At 66.1% G+C, this 19,998-nt stretch carries 20 protein-coding genes; 14 read left to right on the forward strand and 6 right to left on the reverse strand.

The genetic code is table 11. The features are described 5' to 3' along the window. Positions 1-92: 92 nt before the first annotated feature. The 5 genes from EN852_RS29845 to EN852_RS29865 all read left to right on the forward strand — a co-directional run bounded on the left by EN852_RS29845 (position 93) and on the right by EN852_RS29865 (position 4,257). Entirely contained in the window at positions 93-1,079 is a 987-nt protein-coding gene (locus EN852_RS29845) for an ABC transporter permease (protein WP_127879418.1), read from the forward strand. After that, positions 1,076-1,906 (forward strand): ABC transporter permease, encoded by an 831-nt coding sequence (locus tag EN852_RS29850; protein ID WP_127879420.1) that lies wholly within the window; start codon positions 1,076-1,078, stop codon positions 1,904-1,906. The genes EN852_RS29845 and EN852_RS29850 overlap by 4 nt, the downstream gene beginning before the upstream one ends. Further along, positions 1,903-2,913, forward strand: a complete 1,011-nt coding sequence (locus EN852_RS29855; RefSeq protein WP_189546262.1) for an ABC transporter ATP-binding protein — start codon at positions 1,903-1,905, stop codon at positions 2,911-2,913. The genes EN852_RS29850 and EN852_RS29855 overlap by 4 nt, the downstream gene beginning before the upstream one ends. Beyond that, positions 2,910-3,686, forward strand: a complete 777-nt coding sequence (locus tag EN852_RS29860) for an ATP-binding cassette domain-containing protein (RefSeq protein WP_127879422.1) — start codon at positions 2,910-2,912, stop codon at positions 3,684-3,686. The genes EN852_RS29855 and EN852_RS29860 overlap by 4 nt, the downstream gene beginning before the upstream one ends. A gap of 64 nt (positions 3,687-3,750) precedes the next feature. After that, positions 3,751-4,257 carry an L-2-amino-thiazoline-4-carboxylic acid hydrolase gene (locus tag EN852_RS29865; protein WP_127879424.1) on the forward strand — a complete coding sequence of 169 codons (507 nt, stop codon included), beginning with the start codon at positions 3,751-3,753 and terminating at the stop codon, positions 4,255-4,257. Positions 4,258-4,265: 8 nt separating this feature from the next. On the opposite strand, the gene EN852_RS29870 is transcribed toward EN852_RS29865, so the two are convergent. From EN852_RS29870 to EN852_RS29890, 5 genes are all read right to left on the reverse strand, one after another. Then, positions 4,266-5,051, reverse strand: a complete 786-nt coding sequence (locus EN852_RS29870) for a DeoR/GlpR family DNA-binding transcription regulator (protein WP_246694446.1) — start codon at positions 5,049-5,051, stop codon at positions 4,266-4,268. Positions 5,052-5,216: 165 nt separating this feature from the next. Further along, positions 5,217-6,515 carry an FAD-binding oxidoreductase gene (locus tag EN852_RS29875; protein ID WP_127879426.1) on the reverse strand — a complete coding sequence of 433 codons (1,299 nt, stop codon included), beginning with the start codon at positions 6,513-6,515 and terminating at the stop codon, positions 5,217-5,219. Positions 6,516-6,517: 2 nt separating this feature from the next. Then, positions 6,518-7,888, reverse strand: coding sequence for a glutamine synthetase family protein (locus EN852_RS29880; protein WP_127879428.1), 1,371 nt, complete (start codon positions 7,886-7,888; stop codon positions 6,518-6,520). 73 nt (positions 7,889-7,961) lie between these two features. Further along, on the reverse strand, positions 7,962-8,111 hold the full coding sequence (locus EN852_RS41060) for a hypothetical protein (protein ID WP_189401030.1): 150 nt from the start codon (positions 8,109-8,111) through the stop codon (positions 7,962-7,964). A gap of 219 nt (positions 8,112-8,330) precedes the next feature. Continuing rightward, positions 8,331-8,984, reverse strand: coding sequence for a GntR family transcriptional regulator (locus EN852_RS29890; RefSeq protein ID WP_245519540.1), 654 nt, complete (start codon positions 8,982-8,984; stop codon positions 8,331-8,333). A 338-nt stretch (positions 8,985-9,322) separates the two neighbouring features. Here EN852_RS29890 and EN852_RS29895 point away from each other — a divergent pair, with 338 nt between their 5' ends. The 8 genes from EN852_RS29895 to atzF all read left to right on the forward strand — a co-directional run bounded on the left by EN852_RS29895 (position 9,323) and on the right by atzF (position 17,729). Next, positions 9,323-10,450 carry a BMP family ABC transporter substrate-binding protein gene (locus EN852_RS29895; RefSeq protein WP_127868293.1) on the forward strand — a complete coding sequence of 376 codons (1,128 nt, stop codon included), beginning with the start codon at positions 9,323-9,325 and terminating at the stop codon, positions 10,448-10,450. Between the two features lie 106 nt (positions 10,451-10,556). Continuing rightward, positions 10,557-11,681 (forward strand): ABC transporter permease, encoded by a 1,125-nt coding sequence (locus EN852_RS29900; RefSeq protein ID WP_127879430.1) that lies wholly within the window; start codon positions 10,557-10,559, stop codon positions 11,679-11,681. Continuing rightward, a complete protein-coding gene (locus EN852_RS29905) occupies positions 11,681-12,607 on the forward strand; it encodes an ABC transporter permease (RefSeq protein WP_127868291.1) in 927 nt (308 codons plus the stop codon). Before EN852_RS29900 ends, EN852_RS29905 begins: the two co-directional genes overlap by 1 nt. A 40-nt stretch (positions 12,608-12,647) precedes the next feature. Beyond that, positions 12,648-13,349, forward strand: coding sequence for an isochorismatase family cysteine hydrolase (locus tag EN852_RS29910; RefSeq protein ID WP_127879432.1), 702 nt, complete (start codon positions 12,648-12,650; stop codon positions 13,347-13,349). 10 nt (positions 13,350-13,359) lie between these two features. Then, positions 13,360-14,889: an ABC transporter ATP-binding protein gene (locus tag EN852_RS29915; RefSeq protein WP_127879434.1), complete on the forward strand. Its 1,530-nt coding sequence runs from the start codon at positions 13,360-13,362 to the stop codon at positions 14,887-14,889. Next, positions 14,889-15,557, forward strand: coding sequence for an isochorismatase family cysteine hydrolase (locus EN852_RS29920; protein WP_127879436.1), 669 nt, complete (start codon positions 14,889-14,891; stop codon positions 15,555-15,557). Before EN852_RS29915 ends, EN852_RS29920 begins: the two co-directional genes overlap by 1 nt. Next, on the forward strand, positions 15,550-15,900 hold the full coding sequence (locus tag EN852_RS29925; protein WP_127879438.1) for a cupin domain-containing protein: 351 nt from the start codon (positions 15,550-15,552) through the stop codon (positions 15,898-15,900). Before EN852_RS29920 ends, EN852_RS29925 begins: the two co-directional genes overlap by 8 nt. Continuing rightward, positions 15,897-17,729 (forward strand): allophanate hydrolase, encoded by a 1,833-nt coding sequence (atzF, locus tag EN852_RS29930; RefSeq protein ID WP_127879440.1) that lies wholly within the window; start codon positions 15,897-15,899, stop codon positions 17,727-17,729. Before EN852_RS29925 ends, atzF begins: the two co-directional genes overlap by 4 nt. Before the next feature lie 69 nt (positions 17,730-17,798). Here the strand turns inward: atzF and uxuA are convergent, their stop codons facing one another. Beyond that, complete coding sequence (gene uxuA, locus EN852_RS29935) at positions 17,799-18,983, reverse strand: mannonate dehydratase (RefSeq protein ID WP_127879442.1); 1,185 nt, start codon at positions 18,981-18,983, stop codon at positions 17,799-17,801. Positions 18,984-19,198: 215 nt separating this feature from the next. Between uxuA and EN852_RS29940 the strand changes: the two genes are divergently transcribed. Next, positions 19,199-19,981: an SDR family oxidoreductase gene (locus tag EN852_RS29940; RefSeq protein ID WP_127879444.1), complete on the forward strand. Its 783-nt coding sequence runs from the start codon at positions 19,199-19,201 to the stop codon at positions 19,979-19,981. Positions 19,982-19,998 lie beyond the last annotated feature (17 nt).

Genomic DNA, 19,998 nt, shown 5'->3' on the forward strand with positions numbered 1-19,998 from the left:
CGCGAAGAAATCGGAATTTGGCCGAAGGTCGCGTTCCGTCCTGGGCTCGGCTTTTCCTATAGCCAGCCTACGGCCAACCCACCGAGGCGCGTATGACCCGCGCCCTCCGCCTCCTGCGCCGCCGCCTCGTCGGCAGCGTCTTCGTGCTCCTCATCGTCGTCATCGGCAGCTTCCTCCTTCTCGAGGCCGCGCCCGGCGATGCGGTCGACTCCTATATCGTCTCGACCGGCGGCGATGCCGGCATGATCGAATTGCTGCGCCATCGCTGGGGCCTCGACCAGTCGGAGCTCACCCGCCTCGCCAATTACCTCTGGGCATTGCTGCATCTCGATCTCGGCCAGTCGGTCACCTTCTCGCGGCCGATCCGCGAAATCATCCTTGAACGCCTGCCGACCACGCTGATCCTGATGGGCAGCGCCACCGCGCTTTCCTTCGGCCTCGGCTCGGCGCTCGGCATCTATGCCGGCGCAAGGCCCGGCAGCTTCCGCGACCGCTTCCTGTCGATCGGCTCGCTAGCGCTCTATGCCGTGCCTGGCTTCTGGCTCGGCCTCGTACTCATCGTCGTCTTCGCCGTCGATTTGCGCTGGCTGCCGATCGGCGGCATCGAGACCATCGCCTCCGGCAGAACCGGGTTGGCCCGCGCCGCCGATATCACCACCCATCTCGTGCTGCCGGTGTCGGCGCTCGGCTTCATCTATCTCGCGCTCTATCTGCGCATGATGCGCGCCGGCATGGCCGAGGCCTGGCGGCAGGATTTTGTCCTGGCCGCCCGCGCCAGGGGCCTGCCGCGCCGCCGCATCGTGCTCGCCCATGTCGCCCGCAACGCGCTTCTGCCTCTGGTCACCATGCTCGGCTTGCAGTCGGCGCAGATGCTGGGCGGCAGCGTCGTCATCGAAAGCGTCTTCGCCGTGCCCGGTCTCGGCCGTCTGGCGCAGGAAGCCGTCGCCGGACGCGACACGCCGCTGCTGCTCGGCATCATCCTGATCAGCGCCGTCCTGGTCATCGTCATCAACCTTCTGGTCGATCTCGCCTACGCTTTCCTCGATCCGCGCGTGGGCGCCGGCGAGGCGAACGCATGAACTGCCTACGTCGCTTCTTCCGTACACCGGAGGCGATTGCCGGCGCAACGATCCTTGCCTTGCTGATTGCGATGGCGCTTGCCGCGCCGCTGCTCTTTCCCGGCGACCCGCAAGCGATCGCCGGCCCGGCGCTGCTGCCGCCCTTCCAGGACTGGTCGCTGCCGCTCGGCACCGACCGGCTCGGCCGCGACGTGCTGGCCGAGCTATTCCACGGCGCCCGCACCTCGCTTGCCGTCGGGCTGGCAGCCGCCGCCGCGGCGCTCTTGATCGGTGCCGTTATCGGTACTCTGGCCAGCTTCGCCGGCGGCCTTATCGACGAAGTGCTGATGCGCGTCACCGACGCCTTCCAGACCGTGCCGAGCTTCCTACTGGCGCTCGCCTTCGTCAGCATCGTCGGCCCCTCGCTCGGCATCGTCGTCGCGGCGATCGCGCTCAGCGCCTGGACCGGCCCGGCGCGCGTCGCCCGCGCGGAAGTGCTATCGATCCGCGAGCGCGACTACGTTGCCGGCGCCCGCGTCATCGGCATGCATCCGCTGGAGATCGCTTTTCGCGAGGTGCTGCCCAATGCACTGCCACCAGTGCTGGCGCTGTCTTCCGTGATCGTCGCGGCGGCAATCCTGACCGAGGCAGCGCTTTCCTTCCTCGGCCTCGGCGACCCCAACCGCGTTACCTGGGGCGGCATGATCGCCGAGGGACGCACGGTGCTACGCACCGCGCCGTTTCTATCGATCATTCCTGGGGTGTCGCTCGTGCTGACCGTTCTCGGCGTCTACCTCGCCGGGGAGGGCGTGGTGGAGAGCACTGCCGTACGCAGGAGCCTGTCGTGACGGCGCTGCTTTCGATCCGGGATTTGTCGGTGCGATATCGGCGGGACGGCGTCGCGGTGCAGGCACTCAAGGGCGTCGGCCTGGATGTGGAGGCTGGAGAGCGCCTGGCGATCATCGGCGAAAGCGGTTCCGGCAAGAGCACCTTGGCACTGGCGGTTGCGGGGTTGCTGACGAGGGGTGTGGAGATTGGGGGGACCATCGATTGGTCGATAGCGAAATCGCAAACGTCTCATTCCTTCGCGCCCCCCTCTGTCCTGCCGGACATCTCCCCCACAAGGGGGGAGATTGAGCCCTCATCGCCGCCTTCGCCGATCTCCAACGTTGCAGGGGGAGATCCGACAGCGGAACTGCTTATCTCCCCCCAAGTGGGGGAGATGTCCGGCAGGACAGAGGGGGGCGCCGTAGAACGCCAACCTTCTCGTCCTCGCGATACCATCCCCCGCCTCGGCCGCGACATCGGCTTCGTCTTCCAGGACCCCTCCTCCAGCCTCGACCCCGTGATGCCTGTCGGCAGGCAGATAGCGGAGGTCGCGCACACCCATCTCCGCCTCACTTGGCGCGAAGCCTACGCCAAAGCCAAAACCCTTCTCGAACGCGTCCGCCTGCCCGACCCGGACGCCGCCCTCCACGCCTACCCGCACCAGCTCTCCGGCGGCCAGAAGCAGCGCGTGGCCATCGCCGCCGCAATCGCCGCCGCACCAAAACTTCTGATCGCCGACGAAGCGACCAGCGCGCTCGACACCATCGTTCAGGCCGAGATCGTCGCCCTGATCCGCCGGCTGGTGGCCGAGGACGGCATGACGCTCATCGTCATCAGCCATGACATCGCGCTTGCCGCCACGCTTGCCGATCGCATCGCGGTGCTGCGCCATGGCGAATTGATCGAGCTTGGCGAGACTGACCAGATCCTCAACGCACCGCGCCATGCCTATACGCGCTCCCTGCTCGACGCTCATCTCGGCCTCGACGCCGAGCCATTGCTTGACCGGCAAGGCGTTTCGGCATGAGCTTGCTTACCGTCTCCAATCTCACCAAACGCTACCATCGCGGCGGCAAGCCTTTCGCGGCGGTCGATGACGTATCCTTCGAAATCAACCCGGCGGAGACGCTGGCGCTCGCCGGCCCCTCCGGCAGCGGCAAGTCGACGATCGCAAGGCTGGTGCTCAGGCTGATCGAGCCCGACGCCGGCCGCATCGGCTTCGGAGGCGCCGACTTCCTCGCGCTGTCGGGCGCCGCGCTGCGCGCCCGCCGCGCCCGCCTGCAGATGGTGTTCCAGGATCCGCTCGCCGCCTTCAATCCGCGCGCCACCGTGGCGCGCGTGCTCGACGACCCTTTGCGCATCCATAACATCGCTTCGCGCGCCGAGCGTCCGCGGCGTATCGCGGCGCTGCTGGAGCGCGTCGGCCTCAACGCCGGCCTTGCCGCGCGCGCCATCCACGAGATTTCCGGCGGACAGCGCCAACGCGTGGCGATCGCCCGCGCCATCGCAACAAAACCGTCGCTGATCGTGCTCGACGAAGCCGTGTCGGCGCTCGATGTTTCGGTGCGCGGTCAGATCCTCGAACTGCTGATCGACCTGCAAAGGCAGGAACGGATCGCTTACCTGTTCATTTCCCACGACCTAGGCGTCATCCGCGCCGTCGCCCACCGCGTCGTCCTCCTCGATGCCGGCCGGATCGCCGAAAGCGGCGATGCCCGCGCCGTCATCGCCAACCCGCAATCAGCGATCGGCAAGGCGCTGGTTGCGGCGACGCCAAGACTGATCAGGAACCGAGCATGATCCCGCAAAATGGCAACCGATTTGCGGTCGAGATTATGGTCAAACAACAAAATCAGGACGCACCATGACCGATCCCGAAGCTGCCCGAGCCGAAAAACTGTCGCGAGAGCTCGATTCCGCCTTCCGCAACCGGGCCGACCTCTACCGCCTCTTCCTCGACGAACTGACCGCCGAGCTCGGCGCCGCGAAGGCCGAAGCTGTGATGGTGCGCACTATCGAAAAGCGCGGCCGGGAAGTCGCGGCGGCTGCCTTCGCCGGTTTCGGCCCCAACGACGCGCCGGCGATCGGCGAGGCGTTCCTGGCGGTCAGCCCGGACGGCGGCCGCATGTATCCGACCCATGTCGAGCGCGGGCCGGACCATATCGCCTTCAAGGTCAAGCGTTGCCCGCTGAAGGACGCCTGGGTCGAGGCCGGTGTCGGCGAGGAGAAACTCGCCACGCTCTGCCGCATCGCCGGCGCCTTCGACCGCGGCCTGTTCGAGGCCACCGGCGTGGGTTTCGCCAACACCACCTGGACGCCGGGCCACGGCTCCGGCTGCTGCCACATCGCGCTCACCAATCGGGATGCTTAGTCGATTACCTATTCGGCAAAGACGTGAAGCTCGCCGCCTGCCTCGTCGATCGCGGCGCGCAGTTCGGCTGCCGGCTCGCTGTCGGTGACGATGTCCGAGATCTCGCTCAGCGCGCAGACGCGCTCCAGGCCGCTGCGGCCGAACTTGTCGTTGGTGACGACCAGCATCGTCGACAGCGACCGCCTCATCATCGTCCGCTTCACCGCCGCCGCGCCCGAGATCATGTCGCTCGGCCCTTCGGCGTTCAGCGCCGAAGCGCCGATGATGGCGACGTCGGCATTGTAGCGGCGCACGAATTCGACCGTGTCCTCGCCGAGCACGGCCGCCTCGCGGCTGTCATAGGTGCCGGGACAAAGGATGACGCGGAAGCCGGGATTGGCGCCGGCCACAGAGGCGACGCCGATGGAGTTCGTGATGATCGTCAGGTCCCGGCCGTGCTGCGAGAGGCTTCGCGCCACCTCGTAGGTGGTCGACCCGCCGTCGATCATCACGATCGAGCCTTTCTCGATCAGTCCGGCCGCGCCACGCCCGATGCGGGCCCGCTCCTCGACCAAGATGAGGCCGCGTTCGGCGATCACCGGTTCCGAGGTCACCAGCGAAATTGTGGCGCCGCCATAGGTGCGGTTGATGAGCCCCGCCTCGCCGAGCTCTATCAGATCTCGACGGATGGTCTCGCCGGCCACGCCGATACGCCGTGCAAGCTTCGAGATGCGGATCGAGGCGGAGCGCCGGACCTCCGACAGGATCAGCTCATGGCGCTCTTTCTTGGTCAGTCGGCCCGGCTCGATGTTCATCGGTCTTCCCTAGCTGCAACACCGAAGACTCGGCCCCGGCGCCGCCAAACATTAGCCACGGCAGAGGCAGGAAAGCCAGCCCGGGGTCTGTGGGATTCAGGTGAGCACCGGAAGCGCAGAAGACCGCCATTTGCAGGCCGGCCTCACCTGAATATCAATAGCCCCTCAGTGTCTGAGCCGATCGCGCATCGCATACCACAGCATGCCGAGCACATAGAGCGGGCCGCGCAGCGCCGTGCCGCCGGGAAACGGCAGCGGCGTCAGTGTCGAGAACAGGTCGAGCCGCGAGGCATCGCCCGTGATCGCTTCCGCCAGGAGCTTACCCGAGAGCGTCGACAGGATGACGCCCTTGCCGGAATAGCCATGCGCGAAATAGACCTCGCCATAGTGCCCGACATGCGGCAGGCGCGACGTGGTCACCGACACCAGCCCGCCCCAGGCGTGGTCGATGCGGCAGCCCTTGATTTGCGGAAAGGTCTTTTCCATATGCGGCCGCACGAAGCCGGCAATGTCGGCCGGCGGCGACGGCGTGTAGCGCTCGCCGCCGCCGAACAGCAGACGGCCGTCGGCCGACATGCGGTAGTAGTTGACCACGAACAGCGTGTCCGAGACCGCGACATTGGCCGGGATGACGTTGCGCTCGCCCAATGGCTCGGTGGCGACGATGTAGTTGCCGACAGGCATGATGCGGCTGTTGACGCGCGGCTCCAATCCTTTCAGCAACGCATCGCCGGCCAGCACCACATGCCTGGCGCGCACCGATCCCTTGTCGGTGAACACCCGGATGAACGGCTCGCGCTCCAGCCGCACCGCGACCGAGTTCTCATGGATGACGACACCCGAGGCGACAGCCGCGCGCGCAAGCCCCAGCGTGTAGTTGAGCGGATGCATGTGGCCGCCGAGCCTTTCGTAGACCGCACCCTGATATGGCGTGTCGACCATCTGCCGCGCCTCGGCCGCCGACAGAATCTCGACATCGGTGAACTTCATCACCTTGGCGAGGCATTCGGCCTCCTCCTCGAAGTCGCGCATGTCGGAGCCGTTGACGGCGCCGACCAGGTGACCGTTCAGGCGCAAATCGCATTCGATGCCGTGGCGCTCGATGATGTCGAGCACCAGGCCGCGCGCCTCGAAGGCGAGGTCGAACAGAGCCTTGGCCCGCTCCGGCCCGAAGGACTTGACCAGGCCCTTGGCGCCCTTGCGCAAACCCGGGATCATCTGGCCGCCATTGCGGCCCGAGGCGCCCCAGCCGATCTTGCCGCCTTCGAGCAGCGCCACCTTCAGGCCGCGCTCGGCCGCATGCAGCGCCGCCGAAAGACCGGTGCAGCCGCCGCCCACCACCACCAGATCGGCCTCGACATCGCCGGCAAGTGCCGGATGGTCGGGTGCCGGATTGGCGGTGGCGACATAGTAGGATTTGCCGATATCGAGACCGGAATTGAAACCCGTTGAACGCGAGGCCATGATCACACCTTGAGCAGCAGGTGGTCGCGTTCCCAGGACGTCACGACGCTCTGGAACAGGTCTAGCTCAACGCTCTTCACGCGCAGATAGGTCTGGAAGAAATCCTCGCCGAGCAGCGCCCGCACGGGCTCGCAGGCGGCGAAACGATCGAGCGCTTCCTCCATCGTCTTCGGCAGGGTGCTCTTGCTTTTATAGGCATTGCCGAAGGCTTCCGGCGAGCGAGCCAGCTTCTCCTCGATGCCGAGATAGCCGGCGATCAGCGAGCCGGCCATGGCAAGGTAGGGATTGGCGTCAGCGCCGGGCAGCCGGTTTTCGATGCGGCGGGCGGCGCGCCCGCCCAGCGGGACGCGCAGGCCGCAGGAGCGGTTGTCATGCGACCATTCGATATTGGCCGGCGCGCTGTGGTTCGGCCGGATGCGCCGATAGGAATTCACGTTGGGCGCAAACAGCGGCATGATTTCGGGGATGTATTTCTGCAGCCCGCCGATGAAATGCGCGAACATCTCGCTGTCCTCGCCGTCCTGGCCGGCAAAAAGGGGCTCGCCCTTCCGGTCGACGATCGACATGTGCAGATGCATCGAGCTGCCGGCCTGCGCGGCGATCGGCTTGGCCATGAAAGTGGCGTGCATGCCGTTCGCCTGCGCCGCCTGCCGCGCCAGGCGCTTGAACAGCAGTACCTTATCGGCGAGCGCCAGCGGATCGCCATGCAGGAAGTTGATCTCGAGCTGCGCCGTGCCGGATTCATGGATCAGCGTCTCCAGCGGCAGGCCCGCGGCCGCCGAATGCGCGTAGATGCGCTGGATCACCGGTTCAAATTCCTCCATCGCCTGCATGTCGTAAGGATGCTGCACGCTTTCCGGCCGGCCGTTGCGCCCCACCGGCGCGGTGATCGGACGATCCGGATCGGGATTCGGCGCCGTGAGATAGAATTCGAGTTCCGGCGCCACCACCGCGCGCCAGCCGCGCTGCTCATAGAGGTCGAGCACCGCCCTCAGCACATGGCGCGGCGAGGCCATCCACGGCCGGTCGTCCATGTGGAACGTGTCGGCGAAAACATAGGCTCTGCCGGCGCTGCCGGGCGCAAGGCACAGGCTGGAAACATCCGGCACCATGCGCATGTCCGGATCGGAATAGGCAAAGCCCTCGTCGATGGAGCCGGAATAGCGGCCGTCGATCGCCACCAGGAAGGCGCTGCTCGGCAAATAGAGCGCGCGATCGTCGAGCGACTTGAGGAATTTGGCTACCGGCAAGGTCTTGCCGCGCAGCACGCCGTTGACGTCCGGCACGAAGCATTCGACTTCGTTGATCGCGTGCGTCTTCAGCCAGCTTTGTGTGTCCGCGCCGGGGAATGAGATGTTCAGATTGTCAGGCATTGGTCATGTCCGTACGAAGGAGAGATCGCTTCGGCGGGCATGTCCGTTCCGATAGGGCGTTATCTAAGCTGCGTTATCCGAGGACGGACGCCCGCCTGATGGCCGGCCGATGGGCCGGGGTCAGCGCGTCCTGCACCCCTTCGGTCCAGCCGTCGCGAACGACATGCGAGCCGACCTTGGTCTCCTCCGCGCGCTGCAGGTTCTCGTGGCGGCAGCAGCGCATGATCAGTGACAGCCTGTCGAGACGCGCTTCCTCGCGGCCGGAATGGAACCCGGCCGGGTGCGGAAGAGCGTTTTTGCAACCTGCATGACAAGCCTCATCGAGGAACCTGGCCTATGGTTTGACCGATCGTCGCGTCCGGCGCAAGTGGCGCCGGCGCGTCCATCTATCGCAAGCTGAAGATCAAGTCGCAGGCGGGTCTCTTCGCGCGCTTCGTCGAGATCATCGACGCGCGGATCGGCTGAGCCTCGACTCCATCGGATCGACGGTCGCGAACACCGCACTTGCCTCGCTGACGATCGAAACGTGGTCCCGCGCCGCCTTGCCCGCGGCCGCTGCGTCGCCACGCATGATCGCGGTGACGATCACATCATGCTCCTGCCAGGACTTGGCCAGCCGGCCCGGCAGCATGAATTGCGCGCGCCGGAACGGCGCCAGCCGGCTGCGGGTCGCCACCGTCAGATCGTGGATATGCGTGTTGTGGGCGCCGCGATAAAGCCTGCTGTGGAATTCGGTGTTGAAATACTCGTAGTCCTCCTCGGCGCCGAGCTGCACCATGCGTGCCGACGCCTGATGCTCCATCTCCAGCGAGCGGCGCTCGGCGCCGGTCATGCGCTCGGCCGAGAAGCGCGCGCAGATCGCCTCCAGCTCGGCCATGCTCTCGAACATCGAGGCCAGATGCTCCTGCGTGACCACGGCGACGATGGCGCCCCGGTTGGGCCGCCTCTCGACCAGTCCAATGGCGCTCAACTGGCCGAGCGCCTCCCGGACCGGCGTGCGCGAGACGTCGAAGCGGGCGGCGAGCGAGCCCTCGTCGAGCTTTTCGCCGGGACGCAGATAGCCGGTGACGATGCGGTCCGCGATCGCCCTCACCATCTGATCCACGGTCGTGCCCGACCTGACCAAGCCGCGCTTTCCCGACACGTCTCCTCCCGCCCAGTTTATTGCGGACGGCCCGCAAGGTGGACGGCCCACGGGCTGTTTCGACTCAAGGCCGCATCCCTGTATGCCTAGATTTTGACCTCAATGTCAAATTGATCGTTTTTCAGGCAAAAAGTGCATGCACTTGCCTGCGGTTTATGCAGGCTTTCTAAATTCATCCATTGATTTTATTACAGAAAATCTGAAAAAGGAACTGGCACAGCGATTGCATGCACTTTCTTGACGAGGCGTTAACCGACCCCGCCAGGGTCCAAGAAAGGGGAGCATTCGATATGACCGGGAAATTCATGCTTAGCCGCCGCGACCTGCTCAAGACCTCCGCTGCCGGAGCGGCGTTCGGTCTGGCCTCGGCGGCCTTTCCGATCCGCGCGGCGCGCGCCGCCGCCGCGACCGTCGGCTTCATCTATGTCGGCCCGAAGGACGACTACGGCTACAACCAGGCGCATGCCGAGGGAGCTGCGGCGCTGAAGGGCGTCGAGGGCATCTCCATCGTCGAGGAAGAGAACGTCCCCGAGACGGTCGACGTCCAGAAGACGATGGAATCGATGATCAATCTCGACGGCGCCTCGCTGATCTTCCCGACCTCCTTCGGCTATTTCGATCCGCATATGCTGGCCATGTGCGCCAAGTTCCCCGACGTGCAGTTCCGCCATTGCGGCGGCATGTGGAACAAGGACAAGCATCCGATGAACGCCGGCTCCTATTTCGGCTATATCGGCATGGGCCAGTACCTGAACGGCGTCGTCGCCGGCCACACCACCAAGTCGAAGAAGCTCGGCTTCGTCGCCGCCAAGCCGATCCCGCAGGTTCTGCTCAACATCAACTCCTTCCTGCTCGGCGCGCGGTCGGTCGATCCGGCGATCACTTGCCAGGTGATCTTCACCGGCGAATGGTCGCTGGCGGTGAAGGAGGCCGAGGCCACCAATGCGCTGATCGACCAGGGCGCCGATGTCGTCACCTGCCATGTCGACAGCCCCAAGGTGGTGGTCGAGACGGCCGCCGGACGCGGCGCCTTCATCTGCGGCTACCACGCCAACCAGAGCCCGCTGGCGCCGGAAAAATACCTGACCGGCGCGGAATGGAACTGGGCCAAGGTCTACAAGATGTTCGTCGACGACCTCATCGCCGGCAAGCCACTGCCCAATTTCACGCGCGGCGGACTGGCCGACGGCTTCGTCAAGATGAGCCCGCTCGGCCCCGCCGTCGGCGAAGCGGCACGCAAGCAGTTCGACGCCACGCTGGCCGAAATGATGAAGGGCGGCTTCTCCGTCATCAAGGGACCGTTGAAGAGCAACAAGGGCGCCGTCGTCGCAACCGAGGGCCAAGCCTTCGTCGAGACCGCCATCGAGCTCGAAAGCATGGACTATCTCGTCGAGGGCGTCGTCGGCTCGACGGCTTGAGGCATTGCGTGTCGCCCAAAACTGCGCAGCGGTTTTGGGATGACGACACGCATCCGAACAAGAGCTTGAAGCACGCTTCAAGCGCGAGCCGAGGAGAGACGGGGATATGGCGGACACTGTGAGCAGCCCGGACGTGCGGACCATCCTCGATGCCAGGGGATACCGGGCGGCGCTCGAATGGATCGCCAGGCGGGCGGAGGCCTTCGTCATTCCGCTCGCGGCGCTCGTCGTCGGCATGGTGCTGTTCAGCGTGTTCATCCTGGCCGTCGGCAAGTCGCCGGTGCAGCTCTACGAGACGATGTGGCGGGGCGGCTTCGGCTCCTGGTTCTCGATCCAGAACTCGCTGTCGCGCGGCGCGCCGCTCCTGCTTGCGGCGCTCTGCGTGGCGCTGCCGGCGCGCCTTGGCCTGGTCGTCATCGGCGGCGAAGGCGCGATCGTGCTGGGCGGCGTCGCAGCGGCGGCCATCGGCGTGGCGCTGAACGGCGCTCCGTCTTTTCTCGTTATCCTTCTCATGGGCGTGGGGGGCGCAGCCGCCGGCGGCATCTGGATAGGTGTCGTCGGCGCGCTGCGCCATTATCGGGCCGTCAACGAGACCATCTCCAGCCTGCTGATGGCCTATATCGCCATCGCCCTGATGAACCATCTCGTGGAAGGGCCGCTGCGTGACCCGGCCTCGCTGAACAAACCCTCGACGCAGCCGCTGGCCGACATCTACCGCATCGGCAACATCCCGGGCATGGAGGTACATTGGGGCCTGGTGGTCGGCATTCTCGCCTGCGTGCTCTCCTGGCTGCTGATCGAGAAGACCCGCTGGGGCTTTGCCGCCCGCATCGCTGGCGGCAATGTCAGGGCCGCGCAAGTCCAGGGATTGGCCGTCGGACCGCTGATCGTCGGCTTCACCGCGCTGGCGGGCGGTTTCGCCGGCCTTGCCGGCATGATCGAGGTTGGGGCCGTGCAGGGCAGCGCCAACGGCTCGCTCGCCGCGGGCTATGGCTATACCGGCATCCTCGTCGCTTTCCTCGCCCGCCACAACCCGCTTGCCATCATTCCCGTCGCCATCCTGCTCGGCGGCATCGATGCATCCGGCGGCCTGATCCAGCGCCGCATGGACCTGCCCGACGCGACCGTGCTCGTGCTGCAAGGCATGCTTTTCATCGTCATCCTGTTCAGCGAGACCTTCTACGGCCGCTTCAAGCTCTTCAACCCGGACCTCTGGCAGAGGAGCACCTGATGGAAACGACCGACATCGGCCTGTGGGGCGTGCCGCTCGCCATGCTGGGCGGCGCCATCCGTGTCTCCACACCCTTCATCTTCGTCTCACTCGGCGAAGCCATCACCGAGCGCTCCGGCCGCATCAATCTCGGCCTCGAAGGCACGCTGGTGTTCGGCGCCATGAGCGCCTACGCGGTGGCTGTGATGACCGGCTCGCCATGGCTCGGCCTTCTGGCCGCGGCGCTCGCCGGCCTCTGCTTCGGCCTCTTCCACGGCTGGATCTGCAAGTTCCCGAAGGTCAACGACATCGCCATCGGCATCGCCCTGATGCTGTTCGGCACCGGCCTCGCCTTCTTCTTCGGCAAGCCCTTCATCCAGCCATCCGCGCCCGACCTGCCGGCGATCCCCTTCGGTGCCTGGTCCGACATCCCGCAGGTGCAGGCGGCGCTCAACGTCAACGTGCTGTTCCTGATCGGTGCCGCACTTGCCGTCTTCCTCTGGTGGGCCTTCCGCAACACGCGCGTCGGCCTGATCGTGCGCGTGGTCGGCGACAGCGCCGACGCGGCGCGCGCGATGGGTCTAAACCCCAACACGGTGCGGCTGCTCGCCACCGGCGTCGGCGGCGCGCTTGCGGGCATCGGCGGCGCCTACCTGTCGCTCTACTATCCAGGCAGCTGGACCGAACGCATCTCGTCAGGCCAGGGGCTGATGGCGGTGGCGCTGGTCATCTTCGCGCGCTGGAATCCGCTCGGCTGTTTTGCGGCGGCACTCCTGTTCGGCGGCGCCGGCGCGCTCGGCCCGGCGCTGCAGTCGGTCGGCGTCACGCAAGGCTACTACCTCTTCTACGCCGCGCCCTACATCCTCACCCTCATCATCATGATCGCCACCTCGTCGCCGAGCCGCACGCTCGCCGGCGCGCCCGGCGAACTGTCGATCACCAAATAACCGCGCACCACAAACCGCTCGAAAGACCGGAGTTTTCGCCATGAACGCCAGAGCCGAGATCACCCAGCGCTACATCGACGCCGATCCCTATCCCTGGCCCTACAACGGCGATCTGAGGCCCGACAACACGGCGCTGATCATCATCGACATGCAGACGGATTTCTGCGGACCTGGCGGCTATGTCGACCATATGGGCTATGACCTGTCGCTGGTCCGCGCGCCGATCGAGCCGATCAAGGCGGTCCTGTCAGCCATGCGGGCCAAGGGCTACACCATCATCCACACCCGCGAGGGCCATCGCCCCGACCTTGCCGACCTGCCGGCCAACAAGCGCTGGCGCTCGCGCCGCATCAATGCCGGCATCGGCGATCCCGGCCCGTGCGGGCGCATACTGGTGCGCGGCGAGCCGGGCTGGGACATCATCCCCGACCTCTATCCGGCCGCGGGCGAGCCGATCATCGACAAGCCGGGCAAGGGTTCCTTCTGCGCCACCGACCTGGAGCTGATCCTCAACCAGCGCGGCATCGAAAACATCGTGCTCACCGGCATCACCACCGATGTCTGCGTGCACACCACCATGCGCGAGGCCAACGACCGCGGCTTCGAATGCGTGATGCTGGAGGATTGCTGCGGGGCGACCGACTACGGCAACCACCTGGCGGCGATCAAGATGATCAAGATGCAGGGCGGCGTGTTCGGCGCGGTGTCGAATTCGGCCGCGCTCGTCGCGCAGCTGCCGTGAGGGAGCGGCGATGAGCGGAACGCATAGAAAGGCGATCGGCGTCGAGACCATCGGCATGACCATGCGCTTCGGCGCCTTCACGGCACTGGACGACGTCTCCATCAAGGTGCCGGCAGGCTCCTTCCATGCCCTGCTCGGTGAGAACGGCGCCGGCAAGTCGACGCTGGTCAAATGCATGATGGGTTTCTACCACCCGACATCGGGCGACATACTTGTCGATGGACGCCAGGTCGCGATCGCCAGCCCCAGGGATGCCTCGGCGCTCGGCCTCGGCATGGTCTACCAGCATTTCACGCTGGTACCTTCGCTGACGGGCGCCGAGAACCTGGTCATCTCGCGCGAAAAAGTGCCGGGCGTTATCGACTGGCGCAAGGAACGCGGCGAGCTTGCCGCCTTCATGAGCGGCATGCCGTTCAAAGTGCCGCTCGACGTCAAGGTGGCTGAGCTCGCCGCTGGCGAGAAGCAGAAGCTGGAGATCATCAAGCAGCTTTATCTCGGCCGCAATTTCCTGGTGCTGGACGAGCCGACATCCGTGCTCACCCCGGGCGAGGCGCAGGAAGTGCTTGGCCTGGTGCGCGGCATGACCAAGGCCGGCGACCTCACGGTGCTGATGATCTCGCACAAGTTCCACGAGGTCACCGCATTCGCCGACGACATCACGGTGCTGCGCAAGGGCAGGCTCACCGGAACCGGCAAGGTCTCCGATCTCACCCACAAGGCCATGGCCGCGATGATGATCGGCGACCAGCCGATCGCAGCGCTCGACAGCCGCGCGGCGCCGAAGCCGGACGCCGAGATCGTGCTCAAGGTGAAGGCGCTGAAGGCGCCGGACCGCACCGGCCTCAAATCGATCGACATCGCCGATCTCGGCGTCCGCTCAGGCGAGATCGTCGGCATCGCCGGCATCTCCGGCAACGGCCAGAAGGAGTTCCTGGAGGTGCTGGCCGGCCAGCGCGCCCGTGATCAGGGGGAAGTCGTGGTGCGCGGCGCCGCCTATGCGGCGACGCGTGCCGAGGCGCGCGCGTTGAATGTCCGCCTGATCCCGGAGGAGCCGCTGAAGAATGCCTGCGCGCCGCAGATGACGGTCGCCGAGAACATCGCCTTCCGCACCTTCGACGTGGACGGCAACGGCAAGCCGGTGAGTTGGATCAGCGCCGGCGCCATCAAATCCTTCAGCGCCCGCCTGGTCGAGCAATTCAAGGTCAAGACGGCATCGCTCTCCTCGCCGATCGCCTCGCTGTCGGGCGGCAACGTGCAGCGCGCCGTGCTCGCCCGCGAACTGACGGGCGAGGTCGACCTTTTGATCGTCTCCAACCCCTGCTTCGGCCTCGATTTTTCCGCCGTCGCCGAAATCCGCGCCCGCATCATGAAGGCGCGCAATGCGGGGGCCGCGGTGCTCCTAATGTCCGAAGACCTCGACGAACTGCTGGAGCTCTCCGACCGCATCCTCGTCATGTCCGACGGCGCGCTGGTCTATGAGACGCCGATCGCGCAGGCCAGCGTGCAGACCATCGGCGAGCACATGGCGGGGCATCACTGATGGCGGAAATCGCAGCGCAGCCTTTCGCCTTTGCGTTCAAGCCCGAGACGACGGCGCTCATCGTCATCGACATGCAGCGGGACTTCGCCGAGCCCGGCGGCTTCGGCGCCAGCCTCGGCAACGACGTCAGCCGGGTCACGGCGATCGTGCCGACGGTGAAGCGGCTGATCGAGGGATTCCGCGCCGCGGGCCTGCCGGTGATCCATACCATGGAGTGCCACAGGCCCGACCTTTCGGACCTGCCCCCCGCCAAACGCGATCGCGGCAACCCGTCGATCCGCATCGGCGACGCCGGTCCGATGGGCCGTGTGCTGATCGCCGGCGAACCCGGCACCGCGATCCTTGACGAGCTCGCGCCCTTGCCGGGCGAGATCGTCATCGAGAAGCCCGGCAAGGGCGCCTTCTACGCGACCGGCCTCGGCGACGACCTCAAGCGGCTCGGGGCCCGGCAACTGGTCTTTGCCGGCGTGACGACCGAGGTCTGTGTGCAGACGACGATGCGCGAGGCCAACGACCGCGGCTACGAATGCCTGGTCGCCGAGGATGCGACGGAAAGCTACTTTCCCGAATTCAAGGCGGCCGCGCTCGCCATGATCAGGGCGCAGGGCGCGATCGTCGGCTGGACGGCGACGACCGATCAGGTGCTCGAGGGAATTGCGAATGCCTAATCTTGCCTTTGCCGGCCTCGTCGACGGCGGCTGGCGCGATCTGGCGTTCGAGCCTTTCCGCGACGGAGTCACCGCGCACTGGCTGCTCAAGGGCGGCCCGGTCGAACCGTCGGTCGCTGTCCTCAAATATCAGCCGGGCGCCGGCGTGCCGCGCCACCGCCATGCCGGGCTGGAAACCATCGTCGTGCTGGACGGCACCCAGAGCGACGAGAACGGCGACTATCCTACGGGCAGCGTCATCCTCAATCCGGTCGGCACCGAGCATTCGGTGTGGACGAAGGACGGCTGCGTGGTGCTGATCCAGTGGGACCTGCCGGTGATCATTCTGGGGGAGACGAAATGAACGACATCCGCTTCGACATCGCCAGCCTGCATACGGCTTACCAAAGCGGGCTTGGCATCGCCGAGGTGATCGATACGGTTCTTGCCCGCATCGAGGCGGCCGGCGACCCCGGCATCTTCATCCACCTTGCGACCAGGGCCGAGATGCTAGCCGAGGCCGAGGCGCTCGGCTCGTTTGACCCTGTGGCGAAGCCGCTCTGGGGCATCCCTTTCGCCGTCAAGGACAATATCGACGTCGCTGACATGCCGACCACGGCGGCCTGCGCCGAATATGCCTACACGCCGGACAAAGACGCTACCGTCGTGGCGAAGCTCAAGGCCGCGGGCGCTTTTGTCGTCGGCAAGACCAATCTCGACCAGTTCGCCACCGGCCTTGTCGGCGTGCGCACACCCTGGCCGATCCCAAGAAATGCGATCGATTCCAAGCTCGTCCCGGGCGGCTCTTCGTCGGGCTCGGCCGCCGCGACGGCGCGCGGCATTGTCTCCTTTGCGCTCGGCACCGACACCGCCGGCTCGGGGCGCATCCCGGCCGGCCTCAACAACATTGTCGGGCTGAAGCCGACGGTCGGCGCGCTGTCCACGACCGGCGTCGTGCCGGCCTGCCGGACGCTCGACTGCGTCTCGGTGTTCGCCCTCACGGTCGACGATGCCTATGCCGTGTTCTCGGCCGCTGCGGCGCAGGATGCCGCCGATCCCTATTCGCGCGTCGTCGCTGTCCAGCCGCTCGCCGCCCGTCCACCGGTGCTGACCATCGGGATCCCGGCAAAGGCCGACCTGAAGTTCTTCGGCGACGCTTCGATGCTGGCCGGCTTCGAGGCTGCTCTCGCCGCCTTGGAGGCGCTCGGCGCCAGGCTTGTCGAGATACCGTTCGGCGACTTCTACGCCACCGCCGACCTTCTCTATGAAGGCGCCTGGGTGGCGGAGCGCTATGCGGCGATCCGCGATTTCTTCGAAGCGAATGAAGCGGCCCTCCATCCGGTGACGCGCAAGATCATCGGCGGCGCCAGGAACCTGTCGGCCGCCGACGCTTTCCGCGGGTTCTATGCCTTGCAGGCCTACAAGGCGCGGCTTGCCCCGGTCATCGCCTCCGTCGACCTCTTCTGCCTGCCGACGGCGCCGACGCACTACAGCGTCGATGCCGTGCTTGCCGATCCGATCGTCACCAACAGCCGGCTGGGCACCTACACCAATTTCGTCAATCTGCTCGACATGTGCGGCATCGCCGTGCCGACAGGGACGCGCGACGACGGCCTGCCGATGAGCGTTACCCTGCTTGCCGCCGCAGGACGCGACGGCCTCGTCGCGGCGGTGGCGCGCGATCTCCATGCCGCGAGCGGCCTCACTCTCGGTGCGACCGGATGGCGGCAATCGGGCGCGCAGGCCGTCGACGCATCGGCCGAGGATGGCATGATCGAGCTGGTGGTGGTCGGCGCGCATCTTTCGGGAATGCCGCTCAACGGCCAATTGAAGGAGGCCGGCGCCCGTTTCTGCAGATCGGCGCGAACGACGCCGTCCTACAAGCTCTATGAGCTTGCGGGCCAGACCCCGCCCAAGCCCGGACTCGTGCGGGTCGGCCCCGGCGGCGCGGCCATCGAGATCGAGGTCTGGCGCCTTGGCGCCGACGCCTTCGGCCGTTTCGTGGCCGCCATCCCGCCGCCGCTCGGCATCGGCACCATCGAACTCGACGACGGCACCTCGGCGAAGGGTTTCCTGGCCGAGACCGCCGGCCTGGCGGCGGCGACGGACATCTCGGCCTATGGCGGCTGGCGCAGCTACATCGCCAGGACGAACGAGATTCAACGCCGATTGGAGAGCGTTCCCTCCAACTGAGCGGCGGCCCGGTTCAGCGGCGACCTCGTCGGGTCAGGCTGCCACGCCAAACGCTTCGGCGTCCGCCTCTCAGGCCAACTCGAACCGCTCCACGGCGCGCATGATGCCGCGCAGCTCGGCAAGGCCTTTCAGCCTGCCGATCAGTGAATAACCGGGATTGATCCTGGTCTTGCCGATATCGTCGGCGAGCAGATGGCCATGGTCCGGCCGCATCGGGATGCGCCAGTCGGAGCGCCCTTCCTTGCGCCGCCGCGCCTCTTCCTTCATCAGCGCCAGGATGACCGCGGCCATGTCGGTCGAACCCTCCAGATGCTCGGCCTCGTAGAACGAGCCATCCGCCTCGCGGGTAACGTTGCGCAGATGCGCGAAATGGATCTTCGGTCCGAACTCCTCGATCATCGCGACGAGGTCGTTGTCGGCGCGCACACCGTAGGAGCCGGTGCAGAAGGTCAGCCCGTTCGACAGGCTGTCGACCGTTCCTGCGATGAAGCGGGCGTCATCGGCGGTGGAGACGACGCGTGGCAGGCCGTAGAGCGAGAAGGGCGGATCGTCGGGATGGATGCACATGCGTGCGCCGACTTCTTCGGCGGCCGGGATGATCTCCTTCAGGAACCAGGCGAGGTTGGCGCGCAGTTCGGTCGGGCCGATCACCGCGTAGTCGGCGAGCGCGTCGCGCATCGTCTCGCGATTATAGGTGCGTTCGGTGGCTGGCAGGCCGGCGATCAGGTTGCGTTCTATTCTGTCGATATCTTCGGAGCTTAGCGTCTTCAGCCGCGCTTGCGCTTCCTGGAGCCGCGCCGGGCTGTAGCTCGCCTCGGCATTCGGCCGCTTCAGCACGAAGACGTCGTAGGCGGCGAAGTCGAGCGCATCGAAACGCAAGGCGTAGCCCGTGGTCGGCAGCCGGTACATGAGATCGGTGCGCGTCCAGTCAACCACCGGCATAAAATTGTAGCAGATCGTCGAGATGCCGGCCTTGGCCAGCGCCCGGATCGTGTCCCTGTACCAGCCGGCGTAGCGCTCCCGTTCCGGCGTTCCGGTCTTGATCGAGTTGTGGACGGGGATGCTCTCCACCACTGACCAGGTCAGGCCCGCCGCCTCGATGAAGCGCTTGCGTTCAAGGATGGCGTCGAGCGGCCAGGCGCTGCCGTCATAGATGTTGTGCAGCGCCGTCACGATGCCCGTCGCCCCGGCCTGCTTGATGTGGTCAAGCGTGACCGGGTCGTTCGGGCCATACCAGCGCCAGCATTGTTCCATGACTTCCTCTCAAAGCATGCGTTTTGATCATGTCGGTTCTGAATGGCCGCCATGCATCAAAACAAAGACGTAAAGCCGCGCGGACCGATCCTATTTCAGCGCGGTTGCGATCGACCATATTGTCGGATGACAATGGCCGTCAAATCAGTGGATTTCGTCCCCTTGCGACGAACCACAGACTGGCACTTTCGTCCGTCATTGCAGGAGTTTTGTCCATGAACGATTTCGACGGCAAGGTCGCCCTGGTGACGGGAACAACCGGCATCGCCGAGGCAACCGCGCGCCGTCTTGCCGAGGGCGGCGCCGCGATCATCGCGCTCGGCATCGACCAGGCCGCCAATGCGATGCTGCAGGCCGAGCTCAACCGCGCGGGTGCGGCCGCGCTCGTGCTGGCCACGGACGTTGCGGTGCCCGACCAGGTCGAGAAGGCAATCGCCGAGGGCGTCGAAAAATTCGGCGGGCTGGACGTCATCGTCAATTCGGCGGCCGTGCATCCTTACGGCACGGCCACGACGACGGATTTCGAGACCTGGAATCGGGCAATGTCGGTCAATGTCGGGTCGATCTACCTCACCGCCCGTTTCGGCATCCCCGAAATGATCAAGCGCGGCGGCGGCGCCATCGTCAACGTTGCCTCGGTGCAAGGCAGTGCCTGCCAGGAGAATGTCGCCGCCTACGCCACCACCAAGGGCGCGATCCACACGCTAACGCGCTCGCTGGCGCTCGACTACGCCCGAAAAGGCATCCGCGTGAACTCCGTCAGCCCGGGGTCCGTCCGCACCCCGATCCTCGAACGCGCCGCCCGCGCCGACGATCCCGATGCGGATGTCGAGGCGGCCTTCAAACGCTTCGGCGAAGCGCATCCGCTCGGCCGCATCGGCGAGCCGGAAGAAGTGGCGGAGCTGATCGCGTTCCTGTGCTCGTCCAAGGCAAGCTTTTGCACCGGGGCGGACTACAGGATAGACGGCGGTCTTTTGGCGGGCATCGGGGTTCGATAAGCCTCAGTCGCAATGAC

This window comes from Mesorhizobium sp. M2E.F.Ca.ET.209.01.1.1 (genome assembly GCF_004010375.2).
In the GTDB taxonomy this organism is placed as follows: domain Bacteria; phylum Pseudomonadota; class Alphaproteobacteria; order Rhizobiales; family Rhizobiaceae; genus Mesorhizobium.